This window comes from Catenulispora sp. GAS73 (genome assembly GCF_041262085.1).
Lineage (GTDB): Bacteria > Actinomycetota > Actinomycetes > Streptomycetales > Catenulisporaceae > Catenulispora.
The window spans coordinates 51895-70643 of record NZ_JBGCCM010000008.1 but is presented as its reverse complement, the minus strand read 5'-3'; the positions used below and the strand labels follow the sequence as shown (position 1 = coordinate 70643).

Annotated in this window: 16 protein-coding genes and 1 tRNA gene; 2 read left to right on the top strand and 15 right to left on the bottom strand. The window is 69.5% G+C overall.

Features of this window, described 5'->3' with window-relative positions; genetic code table 11:
* The 9 genes from ABH935_RS13895 to ABH935_RS13855 form a co-directional block, all read right to left on the bottom strand.
* The gene (locus ABH935_RS13895; protein WP_370378277.1) at window positions 1–915 is read right to left on the bottom strand and encodes a carbohydrate ABC transporter permease; all 915 of its coding nucleotides are present in this window, start codon (window positions 913–915) and stop codon (window positions 1–3) included.
* Complete coding sequence (locus ABH935_RS13890; protein ID WP_370378276.1) at window positions 912–1916, bottom strand: carbohydrate ABC transporter permease; 1005 nt, start codon at window positions 1914–1916, stop codon at window positions 912–914. The genes ABH935_RS13895 and ABH935_RS13890 overlap by 4 nt, the downstream gene beginning before the upstream one ends.
* Window positions 1913–3256, bottom strand: a complete 1344-nt coding sequence (locus ABH935_RS13885; protein ID WP_370378275.1) for an ABC transporter substrate-binding protein — start codon at window positions 3254–3256, stop codon at window positions 1913–1915. The genes ABH935_RS13890 and ABH935_RS13885 overlap by 4 nt, the downstream gene beginning before the upstream one ends.
* 411 nt (window positions 3257–3667) lie before the next feature.
* The gene (locus tag ABH935_RS13880) at window positions 3668–4474 is read right to left on the bottom strand and encodes a sensor domain-containing protein (protein WP_370378274.1); all 807 of its coding nucleotides are present in this window, start codon (window positions 4472–4474) and stop codon (window positions 3668–3670) included.
* A gap of 85 nt (window positions 4475–4559) precedes the next feature.
* The gene (locus ABH935_RS13875; protein ID WP_370378273.1) at window positions 4560–6950 is read right to left on the bottom strand and encodes an FtsX-like permease family protein; all 2391 of its coding nucleotides are present in this window, start codon (window positions 6948–6950) and stop codon (window positions 4560–4562) included.
* An 11-nt stretch (window positions 6951–6961) separates the two neighbouring features.
* A complete protein-coding gene (locus ABH935_RS13870; RefSeq protein ID WP_370378272.1) occupies window positions 6962–7648 on the bottom strand; it encodes an ABC transporter ATP-binding protein in 687 nt (228 codons plus the stop codon).
* A complete protein-coding gene (locus ABH935_RS13865) occupies window positions 7645–8208 on the bottom strand; it encodes a PadR family transcriptional regulator (protein ID WP_370378271.1) in 564 nt (187 codons plus the stop codon). The genes ABH935_RS13870 and ABH935_RS13865 overlap by 4 nt, the downstream gene beginning before the upstream one ends.
* 202 nt (window positions 8209–8410) lie before the next feature.
* Window positions 8411–8484 (bottom strand) — tRNA-Met (locus tag ABH935_RS13860).
* Between the two features lie 85 nt (window positions 8485–8569).
* On the bottom strand, window positions 8570–11545 hold the full coding sequence (locus tag ABH935_RS13855) for a UPF0182 family protein (protein WP_370378270.1): 2976 nt from the start codon (window positions 11543–11545) through the stop codon (window positions 8570–8572).
* 179 nt (window positions 11546–11724) lie between these two features.
* On the opposite strand from ABH935_RS13855, the gene ABH935_RS13850 reads away from it, so the two are divergent.
* Window positions 11725–12273: a PPA1309 family protein gene (locus ABH935_RS13850; protein WP_370378269.1), complete on the top strand. Its 549-nt coding sequence runs from the start codon at window positions 11725–11727 to the stop codon at window positions 12271–12273.
* A gap of 171 nt (window positions 12274–12444) precedes the next feature.
* On the opposite strand, the gene ABH935_RS13845 is transcribed toward ABH935_RS13850, so the two are convergent.
* From ABH935_RS13845 to ABH935_RS13830, 4 genes are all read right to left on the bottom strand, one after another.
* Complete coding sequence (locus tag ABH935_RS13845) at window positions 12445–13515, bottom strand: PDZ domain-containing protein (RefSeq protein WP_370378268.1); 1071 nt, start codon at window positions 13513–13515, stop codon at window positions 12445–12447.
* A 95-nt stretch (window positions 13516–13610) separates the two neighbouring features.
* Window positions 13611–13799, bottom strand: a complete 189-nt coding sequence (locus ABH935_RS13840) for a hypothetical protein (protein ID WP_194910167.1) — start codon at window positions 13797–13799, stop codon at window positions 13611–13613.
* Between the two features lie 40 nt (window positions 13800–13839).
* A complete protein-coding gene (locus tag ABH935_RS13835) occupies window positions 13840–14319 on the bottom strand; it encodes a molybdenum cofactor biosynthesis protein MoaE (protein ID WP_370378267.1) in 480 nt (159 codons plus the stop codon).
* Window positions 14316–15422 carry an NAD-dependent epimerase/dehydratase family protein gene (locus tag ABH935_RS13830; protein ID WP_370378266.1) on the bottom strand — a complete coding sequence of 369 codons (1107 nt, stop codon included), beginning with the start codon at window positions 15420–15422 and terminating at the stop codon, window positions 14316–14318. The genes ABH935_RS13835 and ABH935_RS13830 overlap by 4 nt, the downstream gene beginning before the upstream one ends.
* 97 nt (window positions 15423–15519) lie before the next feature.
* Here ABH935_RS13830 and ABH935_RS13825 point away from each other — a divergent pair, with 97 nt between their 5' ends.
* The gene (locus tag ABH935_RS13825) at window positions 15520–17100 is read left to right on the top strand and encodes a zinc-dependent metalloprotease (protein ID WP_370378265.1); all 1581 of its coding nucleotides are present in this window, start codon (window positions 15520–15522) and stop codon (window positions 17098–17100) included.
* Window positions 17101–17180: 80 nt separating this feature from the next.
* Here the strand turns inward: ABH935_RS13825 and ABH935_RS13820 are convergent, their stop codons facing one another.
* The gene (locus tag ABH935_RS13820) at window positions 17181–17723 is read right to left on the bottom strand and encodes a M48 family metallopeptidase (RefSeq protein WP_370378264.1); all 543 of its coding nucleotides are present in this window, start codon (window positions 17721–17723) and stop codon (window positions 17181–17183) included.
* A 164-nt stretch (window positions 17724–17887) separates the two neighbouring features.
* Window positions 17888–18691: an enoyl-CoA hydratase/isomerase family protein gene (locus ABH935_RS13815; protein ID WP_370378263.1), complete on the bottom strand. Its 804-nt coding sequence runs from the start codon at window positions 18689–18691 to the stop codon at window positions 17888–17890.
* Window positions 18692–18749 lie beyond the last annotated feature (58 nt).

Sequence of the window (18749 nt, the reverse complement as noted above, 5' to 3'; positions counted from 1 at the left end):
TCAGCCCTTGCTGCTCCCCAGCGCCAGTCCGGCGATGAACTGCTTCTGCAACAGCACGTACACGACCAGCGTCGGAATCGCCGCGATCATGGCGGCCGCGGCGATCAGGTTCTGGTTGCTCACGAACTGGCCCTGCAGGTTGGCAAGCGCGGAGGTGACGGGCCGCTTGTCGCCCGACGACATCAAGGTGATGGCCCAGAAGAAGTCGTTGTAGATCCAGGTCGTCAGCAGCGTCGCGAGGGCCGCCAGCGCCGGGCGGCACAGCGGGACCGTCAGCTTCCTGAACCGGGTCCACAGCCCCGCTCCGTCGACCAGTGCGGCCTCGTACATCTCGTCGGGGATCGACTTCATGTAGTTGCTCAGCACGAAGGTGCAGAAGCCGAGCTGGAACGCGACGTTGATGACGATCAGGCCGGTGATCGAGTTGTACAGCAGCCCGCTGCCGGCCAGGAACGTCGGCAGGTGGATCTGCAGGAAGAGCCGGTACAGCGGGGTGATGATGACCTGCTGGGGCAGCAGGTTCCCGGCCGTGAACACGATCAGCAGGGCCACGTTGATCTTGACGTTCACCCGGGTGAGGACGAACGCGAGACCGGAGGCGAGCGCCAGGACGACGATCACCGAGGGCACGGTGATCAGCACCGAGTTCCAGAAGTAGTGCAGCATGTCCGACTGGCTCCACGCGTCGCTGAAGTTCTTCAGCGTCAGGTGGTGCGGCATCGACACGTAGCCGTACTTCTGCGTCTCCGAATACGGGCGGAGCGACACGTACAGCGCGAAGGCGATCGGCAGCAGCCACAGCACGCACGCGCTGATCAGGAACGCCTGAGACGCGAGCTGTCCCCAGCGCGGCGCCTTCCGGCGGCCGCCGGCCGAGGCACGCGGCGTCGTCCTGTGAATGGTCTGTGCAGTCATCGGGCGCCCTTGGGTTGGCTCTCGCGGCGGAACGTGAGGTACAGGAACGTACAGATCGGCACGAGGGAGATGACCAGCAGAACCACGCCGAGCGCCGACCCGAAGCCGACCCGCTGTGTCTCCCCGACGATGTTGGAGGTGACCAGGACCGACAACAGTTCCAGACCGTTGATGCCCTTGTTGGTGATGTAGACCAGGTCGAAGGCACGCAGCGACTCGATGACGGTCACCACCATGACGACGATGTTGATGGGCCGCATCACCGGGAAGACCACTTTCCAGAAGGTCTGCCAGGCGTTGGTGCCGTCCATGACCGCCGCCTCGCGCAGCTGCGGGTCCACGGCTTTGAGACCGGCCAGGTAGAGCACCATCACGTACCCGGCCTGACGCCAGCTGGCCTCGACGAGCACCGACCACAGGTTCAGCTTCGGATTGCCGAGCCAGTCGATGGCGTTGCCGTTGTGGTTGTGCCCGATGACGGTGTTGATCAGGCCGTAGTTCTGGGAGTACATGAACTCCCAGATGATGCCGACCAGCGCCAGCGACAGCATCACCGGCAGGAACAGGATGCTCTGGTACATCCGGCTGCCCTTGATGCCGCGGTCGATGAGGACGGCGAAGAGCATGCCGAGCGGGGTCGCGAAGAACACGAACACCGCCAGCCAGATCAGGTTGTGCCGGACCGCCGGCCAGAACTCGGGATAGATCGTGGCGGCCTGGTGGTAGTTCTGGATGCCGTACAGGCATCCGTTGTTCAGGATCGAGGGGACGTTCGGCTGGCAGGTCTTCGTGGACAGACCGCCCACGCCGTTCCATTTGGTGAACGACAGACCGACCGTGGCCAGTGCCGGGCCCCAGATGAACGCAAGGTCGATGAGGATGGGCAGGCCCAGCAGCACGGCCACCACGGCCTTGTCCCGGCCGCTGAGCCTCCCCACCCGGCGGCGGCGGGGCGCGCGGGGCGCCCCGGCCGCCACCGGGTCGAGTTCGTGATCGGTCATGACGTGTAGATCGCCTTCGCCTGCTGCTCGGCGCTGTTCTGCAGACTGGTGATGTTGCCGGTGCTCGGGTCGTCGATGAACTTCTGGATGATCGAGATCATCGCGGTGGCCATCGCCGGGTCGGCGTCCCGGTCCATGAACTGCGCCACAGCCTTGCAGCCGGAGATCGCCGTGACCGACTTCTTCTGGATGGCGTCGTAGGACGGCGCCTGCAGCCCGGTCGCGACACCCACGTCCCACTGGTCGGTCTTCAGGAACGTCGACTCTGCGGCGGCGGTGCCTATGTACTCCAGGATCGCCTTGGCGCCGGCCGGGTTCTTCGCCTTCTTGCTGATCATGAAGCCGTCGGTCGGGGCGTCCATGTAGTCCTGGCCGTACGTCGGGTTGATCGCCGGGTACGGGAAGAAGTCCAGGTCGTCCAGGTTCGCGTTGTCGGTGACGTACTGCGCGGCGACCTGGTTGGTGCCCTGGAACATCATGCCGGCCTGCTTCTGCTCCAGGGCCTTGGCCGCGTCCTGCCAGATGCGGCCGTTGGCGCCGGTCTGCATGTACGGCATCAGCTCGGCCCACTTGTCGAAGACCGCGGTGACGCCCGGGTCGGTCCACGACACCTGGTGCTTCATCAGCTTCTGGTGGTAGTCGTACCCGTTGATCCGCATGTTGAGGATGTCGAAGGTCCCCAGCGCGGGCCAGCCGTCCTTGTCGGCGAAGGCGAGCGGGACGATGCCGTCGGACTTCATCTTCTTGCACAGCGCGATGAAGTCGTCCCAGGTGGTCGGGACGGTGTAGCCCTTCGCGGCGAAGTGGCTCTTGTTGTAGAAGACCACCCACGGGTAGTTGTAGATCGGCACGAAGTACTGGTGGCCGTCCAGGCCCGTGCACAGCGTCTTCACCGAGGCGCTGAAGTTGCCGCCGATCTTCGCCCAGACGTCGTCGAGCGGCAGGGCCAGGCCCTGCGCCGCGAAGTACTGCATGCGGTAGCCGGCGAACCAGGTGAACAGGTCGTCCGGGGTGCCCTGCAGGTAGCTGGTGATGTTCGTCTGGAACGTGTTGTGGTCGACCGTGTTGACGGTCACCTTCGGGCCGCCGGCCGCCGTGGCCGCCGCGCACAGCGCTGCGAACGCCGCCTTCGGGCTGGCGTCGGAATAGTTGGACCCGAACGTCACCGGGGAGGTGACCGAGCCGGCGTTGCCGCCCGAGGAGCCCGAGCTCTTACTTGAGGAACAGGCAGCCAGCGCGCCCGGCACCGTCGCGAACGCCGCAGCCGCGCCCATCCCCTTGAGCAGGCCTCGACGTGCGAGGGGCCGTTCGAAGTTTTGGGGAATCCGAGGGGAAGTCATGTGGAGGGTCTCCCTGCCGAGTGAGAATGCCACCAGGATCGAACATGAACGAACAGGTGTCGCACATCACACTCGGCTGAACGGGTACTGTCAAGATCCCGTAACACTCCGGAAGCCATCCGTTACCCAGTTGCAACCGGGCCCGTGCGGGTCTTTGGGCCAGGTTCGTGGCCGAACATGTCCGGAAGTGTTGGGTTCTCGCGCATCGCGGCTGGTCACCGGCCACCGGGTCGCTGAGCAGCCCGCCGAAGGCCCTCTGCCGCAGCTCGTGAGGGTTCGCGGCCGGGCCGCTCCGAGTCCCCGAGGCTCCTTGACACCCTTGGCAGAAGGTATAGCCACAGCTTGTTGGAAGCTGTTAACAACTTTGATTTCTGTTGAGGTTGGGCGACAAACTCCGCGTCATCGCCGGTGTCAGCTCAGGCCCTGCGCGGTCTTCAGCCGCCCGACCTGGACGTCGGACAGATGCGAGAGCTGCTTGCCGCCCATCTGCTGAAGCAGTGCCGGATCGTTGCTCATCGGGCCGATGAAGGCGACCACGGAGACCGCCGTGCCGACGTGGACCAGGTCGGCCGCCATCAGTTCGGTCTTGCCGCCGGCGCTCATGTAGTTGATGTAACCGGCCTGGCCGTCTTTGGTCAGTTCCGGGATCGCGCTGGGGGTCATGACGACCGAGACGGTGCCGGACTGGGTGATGGCCAGGTTCTTGCAGCTCTTGAGGCCGGTGGCCAGGTCGCTGATCATCGCCGCGGCCTTGTCGGCGGAGGGGAAGGCGATCACCGAGGACTCGATCCCGATGGCGACGTTCGGCTTGGTGAGCTGGCGGTCGACCTCGGCGGTGGTGCCGTACTTCGTGGACAGGGCTTCCTCGGCGTCCACGAAGGCCTGGCAGGCCGCGCCTCCGGTCGTCACGATGTCCTGGGTGGTCGTGACCGCGGTGCCGTCCTGGGAGGCGTTGAAGGTGTAGCCGGCGTCGTCCTTGTCGGTCAGCAGGAGCTTGCTGATCTGGGCCGTCGTCAGGCTGCCGCCGGGAGCACCGGCCGGGGCGCCGTTGGAGGTCGCGGCCGAGGTGGCCGGTGCCGACGCAGCCGATGTGGCCGACCCGGTGCTGGAGGTCGCAGGCGGCGCGGCAGACTTCTTCGCCGACCCTCCGCAAGCCGCCGTGGCCAGCACTGCTGCGGTGAGCACGGCTATGGAAACGCCTTTGGTCCCGGTCGGCATGGCGGTCAACATAGCAGCACACAGAGACGGCCGGGCAGACACGAAGTGTCCGGTCCCGGCCGTCTCCCCCCGATGGTGCGCCCAGCTACTCGAACCGCGCGTACTCCGAGCGCGTCATCCGGCTCAGCAGCGTCATCGAGCCGAGGATCACGCCGAGGGCGGCGACGATCACGACGGACACACTGATCGAATACGTCGCCAGCGGGAAGGACATCGACACGCCCTTCGCCATGGTGCGTACGGTGATCAGCGCCATGGCGTACGCGGTCAGGCCGGCCAGGACCGAGACCGCGACCAGGGGCAGCGCCGACTCCAGGAACACCACCCGGCGCAGCACCGCGAGCGGGGCGCCGGACAGCCGGAGCAGGGTGAACGGCCGCTTGCGCTCGACCAGGCTGCCGGCGGTGGCCACGGCGATGCCGCAGCCGGCGACAAACAGGGTCAGGCCGACCACGAACATGATCATCTGCTGCGCCGCGCGGTACTGTTCCTCGCGGACCGAGGCGACCTCGCCGAAGGTCATGGGACCCGCGGCGTTGGTGGACCACTGGTCCGGGCTGCCCATGCCGATCAGGACCGGGGCGTGGACGTCCAGATAGGTGCGGGCCCGTTCCAGCGTCGCCGGGTTGGCCGCGGCCACCATCAGGGTCGTGACGTTCAGCTTGGTCAGGTCCAGGCCGGACGGGACGGACGCCGCCGTGCCGTTGCCGGACACGCGGTCGACGTCGCTGTACCCCATCACGGGGAGGTGCAGCATCAGCGGATTGTCGATGAACAGCTCGTCGCCGGCGATGACCGAGACGGTCTGGCCCGGAGCGCAGCTGCCCAACGTCGGAACGGCCTTCGCGTCCGCGCAGCTCACGTACTGCATCGGCGGCTGCCAGCCGAGCGGCGCGGGAGTGCCGCTGTCCGGCTTCCAGCCCGACGTGTCGGCGCCGAGGTAGATCGGGATGGCCGACACGCCCGGCATGGCACGCAGGTCGCTCAGGGTGGTCGCGGCCTGGGCGGGGGTGAGACCGTCCTGCTGGCCCGGTCCGCCCATGTCGTAGCGCAGGCGCAACACGTCCGTCAGCGGGGCCCGCTGGCCGGAGGTCTCGGCCGCGACGGCGGTCGGGAGCACCCCGGCCACGGCTGTTCCGACGAAGACCGCCACGGTCACGCCGGCGACCGTGCGGAACGTCGCCTTCGGGTCGTCGGCCAGGCGTCGGGCGGCGAGCGTCGTGGCCGCGCCGCCGCCGATGCGGGCCAACAGGCGGGAGGCCCACATGGTGACCCACGGCCCGGCGAAGACGACGCCCCACATCGTGAGGATCAGCGAGGGGTAGACCACGCCGTCGGTGTTGGACGTGGCCGGCATGTCGACGGCGACCACGAACAGCGCCACGCCGAGCACCAACGGGATCAGGCGCTTGACGGTCGGCGGCTTCGGCGTGGCCTTGCGCGTGACGGCCAGCGGGTCGTACCGCACGCGGCGCAGCGAGCGCACGGCGGCGAAGGCGGCGACCACCGGGACCAGGATCAGGGTCCCGAGATACCCCAGCAGCCCCGGGGACACCTCGGAGGGGAAGAACAGCGTGCCGGTGACGTTGACCTTCGCGACCTGCGAGCTCACCGCGAGATAGACGAGCGTTCCGAGAACCGCGCCCAGGGCCGCGCCGACGAAGGACTCGACCGAGGCCACGGTCGCGACCTGCCGAGGCGTGGCACCGACCAGGCGCATCGCGGCGTATCGCTCCTCACGGCGGGCGGCCGACAGCCGGGTGGCGGTGCCGACCATGATGATGATCGGGAGCAGCAGCGCGACGGTGCCGAAGGCGAAGGCGAACCGGTAGATGGTGGTGGTGCCCTTCACCTCCTCGGCCGTCGACATGGCGGTGATCGACTCGGTGGCCGGGCGGTTCGCGAGGTCGGCCGGGGTGTGGCCGATGACGATGGCCAGCTCCTGCGGGCTGTAGAGCGCGGTCTGCGGGATGAGGCCGATCTGGTGGCCGGGGAACCGGTCGCCGAGTTCGGCGGACGGCACGGTGGCGAGCAGGTGCGACAGGGCCGGGGAGACGTAGTACTCGCCGGCGGCGGGCACCGCGGTCATGCCGGGCAGGGTCGGGGCGTCGGCGGTGAGCGCCGCGACGTCCAGGCGGCGCAGCTCCGTGCCCTGGTAGAAGTCCTGGGAGAAGTTCCACAGTTCCTTGGCGCCGGCCTGCTTGGCAGCCGCCACGTCGATCGTGCCGTCAGCGTTTCTGTCGGCGTTCGCCGCGCCGTTCGCCCCAGCACCACGATGCGGCCCCCGGGCGGCGTTCGAGGTCCCCAGTCCCGTCGGCGAGCACTCCCAGCACTGCCGGGTGGTGGTGCTCTGGTAGGCGTTGAACAGGCTGAAGACGCCGAGCATGACGGCGACCCCGACGGCCACCGCGAGCGACATCACGACCAGGCGGACCACGGCCTCGCGGCCGCCGCGCAGCGTCAGGCGCATCCCCATGCGGATCATGGTCAGGCCACCGCCGAGCTCGGGGTGGTGAGCGCGCGGCCGTCGCGCACCACGATCTCGCGATCGGCATAGGCGGCCACCCGGGCGTCGTGGGTGACGAGCACGACCGTGGTCTCCTCTTCGCGGACCGTGTTGACCAACAGGTTCATCACGGTCTCGCCGGTCAGGGTGTCCAGCGCGCCGGTGGGCTCGTCGGCGAACAGCACGCGCGGCTTGTGCACCAGCGCGCGGGCCAGCGCGACGCGCTGCGCCTGGCCGCCGGACAGCTCGCCGCTGCGGTGGTCGCCGTGCTCCTGCAGGCCCAGGCGTTCCAGCCACGGCGCGGCCTGCGCATACGCCTGCCGGCGCGGCTTCTTGGCCAGCAGCAGCGGCAGCGCGATGTTGTCCAGGGCGGTCAGCTCGGGCACCAGCTGGCCGAACTGGAACACGAACCCGAAGGCGTCGCGCCGCAGTTCGGTGCGCTTGGTCTCGTTCAGCGTGTCGACCCGTGCGCCGTCGAACCACACCTCGCCCTCGTTCGGCGTGTAGATGCCGGCCAGGCAGTGCAGCAGCGTCGACTTCCCGGAGCCGGACGGCCCCATGATCGCCAGCAGCTCGCCACGCTGCACGGCGACACTCGCCCCGCGCAACGCCTGCGTCTGGCCGAAAGCGCGGTGCACGTCCCGCGCTTCGAGGATGTACTCGCTCATTGCGTTTCCCCCTGTTGCTTGTCGTGCTTCTGGTCGTCGGTCACGACGCGGGCCAGGGCGGTCAGCCTGGCGGAGGTCAGCTCGATCCAGCGCAGATCGGCTTCGAGGTGGAACAGTCCGTAGTCGGCCAGCAGCGCGTCGACCGTCGGGCCGGTCCGCTTGAGCTCGGTGAGCTCGCGCATGCGCTTGAGGTGCGCGGCACGCTGGGCGTCGAGGTAGCCCTCGGCGTCCTCGCCGAGCATGAGCGCCAGCACGACCTTGGAGAACAGCACCGTCTGCAGATGCGGCTCCGGCTCCACGGTCTGCGACAGCCAGTCCATGACCTCGCCGCGCCCCAGATCGGTGATCGCGTAGCGCTTGCGATCCGGCCCGTCCCCCGGCTCGGCCTCGCCGCCGACGACCTTCCCGTCCCGCGCCAGCCGGCCGAGGGTCGAGTAGACCTGGCCGTAGGGCAGCGGCTTGCCGTTGGCGAAGTGGCTGTCGTAGTCGCGCTTGAGGTCATAGCCGTGGGTCGGCTGGCCTCGGGCCAGCAGGCCCAGCAGAGTCAGGGGGACGCTCACAGGAAGGACTATACACCGGAGGTATAACCCGAGTGAATAGTCTGTCGCGAGGGAACGATTCGGCAGGTCGGATGGATTTCGGTGGGCGGGGCGGCCGAACGCGACCGCGACGAAGCCGGCTGCGGCGGCGGTGGCGAGCGCTCCGGCAAACACCCGGGAAAAGCAAAGAGCCCGGTTCGGTGAGAACCGGGCCCTTCCCTAGTAGCGGGGACAGGATTTGAACCTGCGACCTCTGGGTTATGAGCCCAGCGAGCTACCGAGCTGCTCCACCCCGCGTCGGTGAATCAAAGGTAACCCGCGGGAGGCGGTCAGAGCAAATCGAACAAGCGCCGCATCATCCGGCCCCCGCGTCACACGCGTGTCACTTCGGCGGCGGCTGGCCGTTCTCGATCGCCTGAGCTCGGGCGAGGGCCTGCTGGACGGCTTGTTCGGCCTCGCCGAAGGTCTTCCAGTCCGGTGGCGACTTCGCCAGGGCCGCGGCGGCCGTGTTCTGGGCGGCGACGGCGTCCGCGAGGGCCTTCTTCAGCGCGTCGGCCGTGGGGCCGCCCGGGAGCGGGGACGCCGTCGAGCCCGGGGGTGCGGGGTTCTCGCCGGTGGTGGCGCCGGAGCTGCCGCCGAAGATCTCGTCGAGGCCCTGTTGCAGCGTGGGGTCGAAGGCCATCTTGCCGCCGAAGGCGACCAGGACGCCCTTCAGCAGCGGGGCGGTCGTCGGGCCGGCGAGGGGTGGCGCGTAGACCGGCTCGACGGACAGCAGGCCGCCGCCGACCGGGAGCGTCAGCAGATTGCCCTCGATCGTCTTCGGGGCGCTCAACTGGCTCGCGTAGGTGCTGCGGAAGGTGCTCTGGAGCTGTCCGGGGCCGGGCGCCGTGGTGCCGGGCGACAGTTCCAGCACTCTGATCTTGCCGTAGTCCGGGCCGGGCTCGGAGTCCACCGCCATGAACGCCGCCAGGGTGCCGTGGTCGGCCGAGGCCAGGGTCGAGGTGAGGGAGAACGTCGGCGCGGTCTGGCCGGGCATCTGGAGCGTCAGATAGGACGGCGACTGCGGGGGCGGGCCGTCGGCGCCGTCCTTCGTCGGATCGGCCGGGACGTTCCAGAAGGAGGTGCCGGCAAAGAACTCCGAGGCCGTGAGCACGTGGTAGCGGCCGAGGAGGTCGCGCTGGGTGGTGAACAGATCCTGCGGGTAGCGCAGGTGCGGCAGCAGGTCGGGGCTGATCTCCGAACGCGGCTTCACCGTGCCGGGGAAGGCCTTCATCCAGGTCTTCAGGATCGGGTCGCTCTCGTCCCAGGCGTACAGCGTGACGGTGCCGTCGTAGGCGTCGACCGTGGCTTTCACCGCGTCGCGGACGTAGTTGACCTTGCCGCCGAGCTGCGTCGTCGTCGAGTACGGATACGCCGCCGTGCTCGTGTAGCCGTCCACGACCCACAGGAGGCGGCCGCCCTCGACCACCGGGTACGGGGTGCCGTCGACGGTCAGCCACGGCGCCACGGCCCGCACGCGCTGCCCGGGGTCGCGGTCGTACATGATCCGCGAGTCCCGGTTCACCTCGTTGGACAGCAGGATCTTCGGCTCCCGGAACTTCACCGCGTACAGCAGCTTCTTCATGAGCGAGCCGACTTTTACGCCGCCATCGCCGCTGTATGTGGTGCTCTGCTGCGACGTGGGCGAGGCGTTGTCGGGATAGTCGACCTCGACCGGCGCGGCCTTCGGCAGGCCGCCGACGATCGAATAGTCCGGCAGCCCCGGACCGAAGTAGACGCGCTCCTCGTAGCCGCCGAGGGAACCGGTCGCCGGGAGGCTCTGCTCGATGTAGTCCGGTGAGCCGTCGGCCAGTACCGCGTTGTTCTTGGCGGCCACGACGCCGTAGCCGTGGGTGTACTTCAGGTGGTCGTCGATCCACGTGTGCTGGGAGCCCGGCACCCCGGAGGGCTTGAGACCGCGCACACCGATGACGGTGTCCTGCGTCTTGCTCCCGACTTGATAGCGGTCCACGGTCAGGTTGTCGGGGAAGCTGTAGAAACCCTGGCCCTGCTGCTGGTCGAAGGCCTGCGACACCACCGAGGGATCCACGACCGGGATCTGCGCGACCGTCCTGGCGTCGCCGGACAGCTGGTTCTTCCTGACACCGGTGGTCGCCGGGTACGGGATCGTCTGGACGCCGTCCAGCCCGTAGGCGGCCCGCGTGGCGTCGATGTTCCGCTGGATGTACGGCGCCTCCTTCGACCCCTGGCTCGGGTTCACCTGGAGCTGCTGCACCGCCAGCGGGTAGACCCCGCCTATCACCACCGCGGCCAGCACCATCAGCGATACCCCGAGCGCCGGCAGGGCCCAGGCGTGGCCGCCGCGGTCGATGTCCGGCGTCTGGGCCCGGACCAGCAGACGCACGGCGTTGCCGAAGAACAGCAGCGCGCACAGCACCGCGATCACCAGCAGGATCTCCTTGGCCGGGATGACCGCGTGCACGTCCTTGTAGGTCGGACCGGCCCAGCCGCTGGTGATGGTGGAGGTGGCGACGGACAGCGAGTACCTGTCCAGCCAGTAGGCGTACGCCTTCACCAGGACCAGACAGCCGAGCAGGACCGAGATGTGCACCTGCGCGGCCCGGGTCGCGCGGGAGCCCAGGAACCGGCCCGCGGTGCGGGTGCCGGTGGGCGGGGTCAGGGCGACGCCGGCGAAGAGGTAGTGCGTGAAAAGCGCGACCAGCAGGCTGAGCAGCACGGCGGCGACCAGGAAGCCCTGGATGTGGCGCAGCCAGGGCAGCGTGAAGACGTAGAAGCCGACGTCCTTGTGGAACTGCGGGTCCTCGGTGCCGAACGGGACGGCGTTGGCCCACATCATGTAGATGCGCCACGACCCGGCGGAGGACGCTCCGGAGGCGATGCCGAAGAGGACCGACACCCCGACCAGGATCCATGCCAGGAACGGCGCCAGGCCCATGCGGTAGCGGTCCAGCGCCTGCTGCTCCAAGGAGACCCCGGTCAGCGGCGGCCGGAAACGGTAGGCGAGCCAGACGTTGGCGCCGACGGCGGCCGCCATCAGCGCGCCGAAGACCAGGAACAACACGATCTGCGTGATCGTCCGGGTCCGGTAGACCGGCCCCGCGCCGACCGAGTGGTACCACAAATACGAGGTGTAGACGCCGTCGAAGAGCAGGAAGAGCGCGACCAGCACCGCCATGATCACGATGGTGATGGCCAGCACTCGGGTCCGGCGCGGCGGGACCCCGAAAGCCACCCGATGGCCGCCCGCGGGACCGAACCTCCCGGATGATCCGGCCGGGTGCCCGTTCCCGTCGCCCCCGGCGTCCCTGTCTTCCCCGCCGAAGTTCTCGAACGCCACGGCCTCAGCGTACGCCGAGGCAGGGGCTGGACGGCGGGCGCCGCATGTGTGTTCGTCATATGGAAAGGCCGGAGCAGCTTGGACGTCGCGAGCGGGCTCCGTGGGCTCCGCGCGGAACTCGGCCGGCCTCTCGCCGGCGCCCGGTCGGCGGCAGCGGCGAGCCGAGGGACAATGGCGCCATGAGTTCTGTCGCCAGCGTGGCCCTGATGCAGTCCGTGGTCGAGATCGAGCAGCACGTCGCCGCCGACGGCTGGAACCAGCGCCCGCGCATGTTCGCCCTGGTGCCGACGGCCGAACTGCTGATCACCCAGCCCCGCATGGCCGCGGCCCTGGGCCTCACCGACGAGGCCGCGGAGTCCGGCGGCATCCCCACCCTGACCTCGATCGAGCAGGACGGCCTGGCTCTGGACCAGCCCCTGGACGAGATGCTGGCCAAGATGGTCTGGCCGGCCGCGGTCGAGGGCTGCGCCCTGGTCATCGAGTCGCAGATGCTGCCGCCGAGCGCCGAGACGCAGATCCCGCAGGAGCTGGAGGGCGCGGCGCTGGAGCGCTGGGTGGCGAAGCACCCGGAGCGGCAGGACGTGCGGATGGCGGTCGCCGTGCTGCGCGACGGGACGCGGCAGGCCGCGATCCGGCTGCGGTCGAAGGACTCGGACATGGAGGTGCTTTCCGGTCCCGACTTGGTGCCGAACCTGGCGACGGCGCTGCTGGGGACGTTCGAGGAGTGAGTGGGCTCCGGAAAGCGAGCGAGCATCGGAGAGTCTGCGGGATCCGGAGAACCTGCGGGATCCGGAGAACCTGCGGGATTCGAGGAATGAGCGAGTAAGGGCGGCAGGCCGTATCGGCCCACCGCCCGCTCTCCGAGGCCCCGCGGTCGTAGCCGCGGCGGCCGGGCTACCTCAGCTGCAGCCCTGGGGTGTCCCGCCGGCCCGCAGCGTGTTCAGGGCGTTCAGCGCGTCCTGCAGCGTGTTCACCTTCACCAGGCGCAGGCCGCTCGGGGCGTTCTTGGCGGCGTCCGCGCAGTTGTCGGCCGGGGTCAGGAAGACGGTCGCGCCGTCCCGCTTGGCGGCCAGCGTCTTCATCTGCACGCCGCCGATCGGGCCGACCTTGCCGGTGGCGTCGATAGTGCCGGTCCCGGCGATCTTCAGGCCGCCGGTCAGGTCCTGCTGCGAGAGCTCGTCGATGATGCCGAGCGCGAACATCATGCCGGCGCTGGGTCCGCCGACGTTGTCCAGCTGGATCTTCACGCTGAACGGGAAGACGTTCTGGGTGCCGGGCAGGAAGCCCACCAGCGCACGGGAGGGCCCGCTGTCGTGCGACTGCGTCGTGACGACCGAGACCTGCTGCTGCTTGCCGTTCCGGGTCACGGTGAACGCCACCGTGTCGCCCGGCTTGTGCTTCTGGATCAGGGTGTGGACGTCGTCGGGGTTGACCAGCGCGGTGCCGTCCACCGCGTCGATCACGTCCTGCGGCTGCAGCTTGCCGTCGGCCGGGCTGCCGGGCGTCACCGAGTCCACGATCACCTCGGTCTTCACCGGCTTGATCCCCTTGGCGGCCAGCGCCGCGGTGATCGCCTGGTCCTCGGAGTCGTCGAACATCGCGGTGTTCTGCTGGGTCGCCTCCTGCGCGGTCTGGCCCGCAGGGTAGATGACCGTGCGCGGGACGACGATCTTGTCGCTGGACAGCCAGCCGGACAGGACCTCGACGCTGTTCGGCTTGTAGTCCGCGCGGGACACCTCGACGGTGACCATGCGCAGCTGCCCGCCGCTGCTGTGCGGGAAGGTCTGGGTGCCGCTGATGTCGATGACCGGCTTGGCCGGCTGCCCGGAATCCGTGGAGTAGCTGCCCAGCGTGTCGTACGTCGGTCCTGGCGACATCTCCGCGTAGGGCGTCGGGATCAGGAATGCCGACGCCGTGAGCAGGGCGACCGTCGTTCCGGCAAGACTCAGGGTGAGGGCACGGCGCTGCATTCCACAGATGCTATCTGTTGCAGTCTGAAGCGGCGCTGAGACCGGGGTCACGGCCTGCGCGGCAGCGTGCGCACTGTCCACACGGGACGCGCGGCCTACACGGGAGGTGCGGCCTCAGCCACCGCGATCGGGTCCTCGTTGGAGATGGCCTCGCGGAAACGCCGGTAGGCGTGAATCGTGTCGTCGTCGCTGGGCCGTCGCACGCGACGGGCAAGGGCGGACACAGCCGCCGCCAGGACCACGGCGCCGACCGGGATCGCCCACCAAGCCAGGATCGACAGCACACCGTGACTTTAACCTACGGATCCGTCACCCGCAGTGAACCTAGCAGCCGACCCACTCATGGTCGCCGTCGGCGAACTCCTCGCGCTTCCAGATCGGCACCTGCTCCTTGAGCGTGTCGATGAAGGCGCGACAGGCCGCGAAGGCCTCGGCCCGGTGCGGCGCGGAGGCCCCGACCACGACCGCGAGGTCGCCGACGTCCAGTGCGCCCACTCGGTGGATCGCGGAGAGCGCGACTACGTCCGGATGGGCTGCGGCGACGTCCTCGGCGACTTTCCTGAGCAGTTCCGCGGCGGAAGGATGCGCGCTGTAGTCCAGAGAGGTGACGCTGCGGCCATGGTCGTGGTCGCGGACGACCCCGAGGAACAGCGCGATGCCGCCGGCGGTCTGGTGCGAGACCGCGGCGACGACCTCGTCGACGGACAACGGCTCCTCGCGGACGTCGGTGTGGATGGCGGTGTTCAGGGCGGTGCCTTCCGCCGCCACGGCCGATTCCTTCTCGTCGATCACGTTGTCGATCACGTCACTGATCCTCCCCCACGGCGCTTGCGCCGTGCCCGCCGCACCAGCGCCGCGGTGCCGACCAGCGCGACGGTGGCGCCGGCCGCGCCGAGTCCGGCCGCGGCGTCCTTCTTGCCCAGGCGCCGGGCCAGCGCGGCGTGGTGGCCGTCGATGTCTTCGAGCAGCTGGCCGAACGCTTCCTCGTTGGTGAAGACAGGTTCCCACCCGGCTTCACGGAGCTTCTTGTTCGAGACTGCCCAAGGATGCATCACGTACTGCAGGTCGCTCGCGGGAGCCGGAGTGAGGTGCAGCCGGTGCAGTCGCTCGGCGGCGCCCACCGCGAGGCCTTCGGGGAGCTCCATCCGGCGCATCCCGGAGATCTCCTCGATCTCCTCCTGCGTGAGCCAGCCGTCGGAGGCGACCGGGACGACCCCGTTCACCTTGCCCAACGCCGCGTACTCCAGGGCCGAGAGCAGGTCGTCGATGTGGCAGAACTGCCAGACCGGCTTCGTCCCGCGCACCACCAGCAGGCGCGGCGCCTCGAAGTGCCGCGTCAGATAGGTGTCCACGCCCGGACCGACTATGGCCGCCGGGCGCAGCACGGTGACGGTGAGGCCGGGGTGTGCGCGGGGGGCGATCGCCGCCAGCCGCTCGATCTCCAGCAGGTCGCCGACCAGGGTGCCGTCCGGGGTGGCGCGCAGCGGGGCGTCGTCCTCCAGCGGGAGCGGGTTGTCCGGCAGCGCGCCGTAGACCATCGCGGTGGACAGCAGGACCACATGGTGGACGCCGGCGGCGGCCGCCGCGGTGATCGCGGTCTGCGCGGCGCGGACGTTGCGCGCGGTCCGCTCACGGGGTTCGGAGTTCAGGTCGGAGTCCACCGCCAGGTGCACCAGCGTGTCCACCCCGGACAGGCGTTCGGCCAGGTGGGGGTCGGTGACGTCGCCCAGGCGCCAGGTCGCCGGGGCGGCCCCGCGCTCGGCGTCCAGCCCCACCACGCGGCGCACTTCGCCGCCGAAAGCGAGCTTGCCGGTCAGCGCCTCGCCCAGCCGGGCGGCCGCGCCGGTGACGGCGATGGTGGGCTTGCTGGTGCGGCCGGGGCGCTTGCGGTCCGGCGAGGAACTCACTGAGGCTCTCCTGTGGTTACGTTAGATGTATAGAGGAAGTCAGTCTCCGCGCTGTTAAACCGATCCTTCTCCCCCGTCGTCCGTGAGGTCGCCCGCCGTGAACAAGAACCCCGAAGACCACAACCCCTCGGACGACGACGAGTCGCAGAACCAGGGTAAGCGCCCCGACGGCCCCGTTGATCCGTTGGGGGCCATGTTCCAGCAGATGTTCGGCGGAACCGGGGCGCAGTCCCCGGGTTCGAACATCCCGGGCATGCCGGACCCGCAGATGCTGCAGATGGTGTTCAGCCAGATCCAGGCCCTGATGACCGGCGGCGGCGACGGCGCCGTGAACTGGGACCTGGCCAAGACCATGGCGCGCAACGCCGTGGCCTCCGCCGGCCCGGACCCCTCGCCCACCGACGGCGAGCAGCGCACCTACGACGGCGCCGTCCAGCTCGCCGAGCACTGGCTGGACCAGGTCACCTCGCTCCCGGCGGGCACCGCGGGCACCCGCGTGTGGTCGCGCGCGCAGTGGATCGAGGAGACCCTCCCGGTCTGGAAACAGCTGGTCGAGCCGGTCGCCGAGCGGATCACCGCGGCGATGGGCGAGGCCGTCGGCGGCGCGGTCGGCGAACTCGGCATGCCGGAGAACCCGGAGGCGGCGGGCCTGCCGCCGGGGATGGGCGACATGCTGGGCAACCTGTTCGGCGGCGGCACGGCCCCGGGCACCGGCTCCGAGGCCGGCCAAGCCGGCGGCGCGAACCCGCTCGGCGGCATGCTCAAGCAGATGGGCACCGCGATGTTCGGCTCCCAGGTCGGCCAGGCCCTGGCCTCGCTGGCCGGCGAGGTGGTGTCCGGCAGCGACATCGGCCTGCCGCTGGGCCCGGAGGGCAAGGCGGTCCTGCTGCCCGCGAACGTCGACGCCTTCGCCGAAGGCCTGGAGATCGACATCGAGCAGGTCCGCCTCTACCTGGCGCTGCGCGAGGCCGCCTACCAGCGCCTCTTCTCGCACGTCCCGTGGCTCAAGCCCCGCCTGCTCGGCGCGGTCGAGGAGTACGCGCGCGGCATCACCGTCGACGCCTCCAAGTTCAGCGAACTGGCGCAGCAGGCCGAACAGATGGACCTGACGAACCTGGACCCCTCCCAGCTGGAGAACATGCTGGGCGGCGGCGGCCTGTTCACCCCGGTCGACTCCCCGGCCCAGAAGGCGGCCCTGGCCCGCCTGGAGACCCTGCTCGCCCTGGCCGAGGGCTGGGTGGACGCGGTGGTGCACGCCGCCGCGGCCCCGCAGCTGTCGGCGGCGGACGCGCTCCGCGAGACGCTGCGCCGCCGCCGCGCGGCCGGCGGCCCGGCGGAGCAGACATTCTCGGCCCTGGTCGGCCTGGAACTGCGGCCCCGGCGACTCCGTGACGCGTCCCGCCTGTGGGCATCCCTGACCGACGCCCGCGGCCTGGAGGGACGCGACGCGGTGTGGTCGCACCCGGACCTGCTGCCCACCTCGGCCGACCTGGACGACCCGGACGGCTTCGTGCACGGCCGGGACTCCGAGGACGGACTGGAGTTCGACTTCTCCGGGCTGGACGAGCTGCTGGGAGGCGGGACCGGGGACGAGGGCGAGGCGAAGGGCGACGACAAGGAGTCGAAGGAGTCGGACGAGGGCCCCGGCGCGGACGGCGAGGACAAGCCGAAGCAGTAGACGAGCCCGCCCAACTTAAAGACTGAGCTTAAAGACTGAGCGCGCGACGCCGACCAGACGGCTTCGCGCGCTCGGTTGCGTCAGTCCGCGTCATCCCCAGCCGCCCCGCCACCCGCGCTCGCGAACCCCTCCAGAAACCCGCGAGCCCGCTCCGTCTTCGGATACACGCTCATCAGCCCCCAGAACCGCGGCCCGTGGCTGGGCACCAGCAGGTGCGCGAGCTCGTGCAGCAGGACGTAGTCCAGGACGTACTCCGGCATGCCGCGTACCCGGTCGGAGATCCGGATGGTTCCATCCACAGGTGTGCACGAACCCCACCGGGTCTGCTGGTTCGCGACCCAGCGCACGCTCGAAGGCACGGCGCGGCCGTCGAAGTAGCGGATCGACAGGTCACGGGCGCGGCGGGACAGCTCTTCGTCGTCCGGCCTGCGTTTGCGCTCCTGGCCGGCGAGGCGGGCGAGCATCTTGTCGACCCACTGCTTCTCCTCCGCGCGCGTCATCTGCGCGGGGATCAGCACCACGGTCTTGTCGCCGTCGCGGTACGCGGTGACGGTGCGCCGCCGCCGGTTGCTGCGCCGCACCTCGATCTGGGCGCCCTGGTGGGGGGCTTCGTCGAGTCCCACGGCAAGGGACCCTAGCGTGTGGCACCCCCTCATGGCGTTACCGGAATGACATCACGGGGCGTCGGGAACGGCGGAAATCGGATTGTCCACATGCCATGCACAGGTTATCCACAGAGTTATCCACAGGGAGCTCGATGCTGTGGGTTTCCTAACACAAAGGGTGGTCACCGGCCGGTGAAGCGTGGCGCCCGGCGCTCACGCTGGGCCGCGAGACCTTCCTGGAGGTCCTCGGTGGCCATCGTGATCGGCTGCGCCAGAGCCTCCCAGCGCAGCGCCGCCTCGAAGGACTCGTGGCCGGCGCCGATCAGCGCCTGCTTGGTGAGCTTCACCGCGACCGGGGCGCCGGCGGCCACGTCGGAGGCGATCCGCTCGATCTCCCCAGGGAAGTCCCCGGCCGGGAACACCCTGTTGTAGACGCCGAGCGCGACCGCTTCGGCCCCGCTCACAGCGCGGTTGGTGTAAAGCAGTTCCCGTGCGTTGGCCATCCCCACGACCTCCGGCAGCAGCCACGTCGCGGCCATCCCCGGGTGCATGCCGAGCTTGGTGAACGGCACCGCGAACTTCGCGGTGTCCACCGCGTACCGCAGGTCGCAGGCCAGGGCCAGACACGCGCCGGCGCCCACCGCGGGCCCGTTCACCGCCGCGACGGTCGGCACCGGCAGGTCCCGCAGGCTCAGCCAGATCCGGTAGAACGGCAGCATCTTGTCGCGGAGTTTTTCCACAGGCGCGCCCGGCTCCGCGCCGATCCACCCGAGATCGCCGCCCGCACAGAAGGCGGAGCCGGAGCCGGTGACGACCACACAGCGCACTTCCTCGTCCTGCGCGATTTCCTGCATAAGCCGCTTCCACGACTCCGTCATCGGCGCGGTCATCGCGTTGCGCCGGTCCGGGTCGTCCAACATCACGGTCAGCACACCATCCGACGTGCGGTTAACGGCCAGGAGGGGATATTCGCGCGACTCAGGCATGGCGTCAGCGTAGCGGTGCGGTTTGGGCCCCTCGCTGCCGTATGGTGTTCCGCGTTCG

Excerpts from the sequence above, each read along its gene's own strand:
- ABH935_RS13895 (WP_370378277.1), bottom strand. The coding sequence starts at position 915 with ATGACTGCACAGACCATTCACAGGACGACGCCGCGTGCCTCGGCCGGC.
- ABH935_RS13890 (WP_370378276.1), bottom strand. The coding sequence starts at position 1,916 with ATGACCGATCACGAACTCGACCCGGTGGCGGCCGGGGCGCCCCGCGCG.
- ABH935_RS13875 (WP_370378273.1), bottom strand. The coding sequence starts at position 6,950 with ATGGGGATGCGCCTGACGCTGCGCGGCGGCCGCGAGGCCGTGGTCCGC.
- ABH935_RS13870 (WP_370378272.1), bottom strand. The coding sequence starts at position 7,648 with ATGAGCGAGTACATCCTCGAAGCGCGGGACGTGCACCGCGCTTTCGGC.
- ABH935_RS13880 (WP_370378274.1), bottom strand. The coding sequence starts at position 4,474 with ATGCCGACCGGGACCAAAGGCGTTTCCATAGCCGTGCTCACCGCAGCA.
- ABH935_RS13885 (WP_370378275.1), bottom strand. The coding sequence starts at position 3,256 with ATGACTTCCCCTCGGATTCCCCAAAACTTCGAACGGCCCCTCGCACGT.
- ABH935_RS13815 (WP_370378263.1), bottom strand. The coding sequence starts at position 18,691 with ATGCCTGAGTCGCGCGAATATCCCCTCCTGGCCGTTAACCGCACGTCG.
- ABH935_RS13845 (WP_370378268.1), bottom strand. The coding sequence starts at position 13,515 with ATGCAGCGCCGTGCCCTCACCCTGAGTCTTGCCGGAACGACGGTCGCC.
- ABH935_RS13850 (WP_370378269.1), top strand. The coding sequence starts at position 11,725 with ATGAGTTCTGTCGCCAGCGTGGCCCTGATGCAGTCCGTGGTCGAGATC.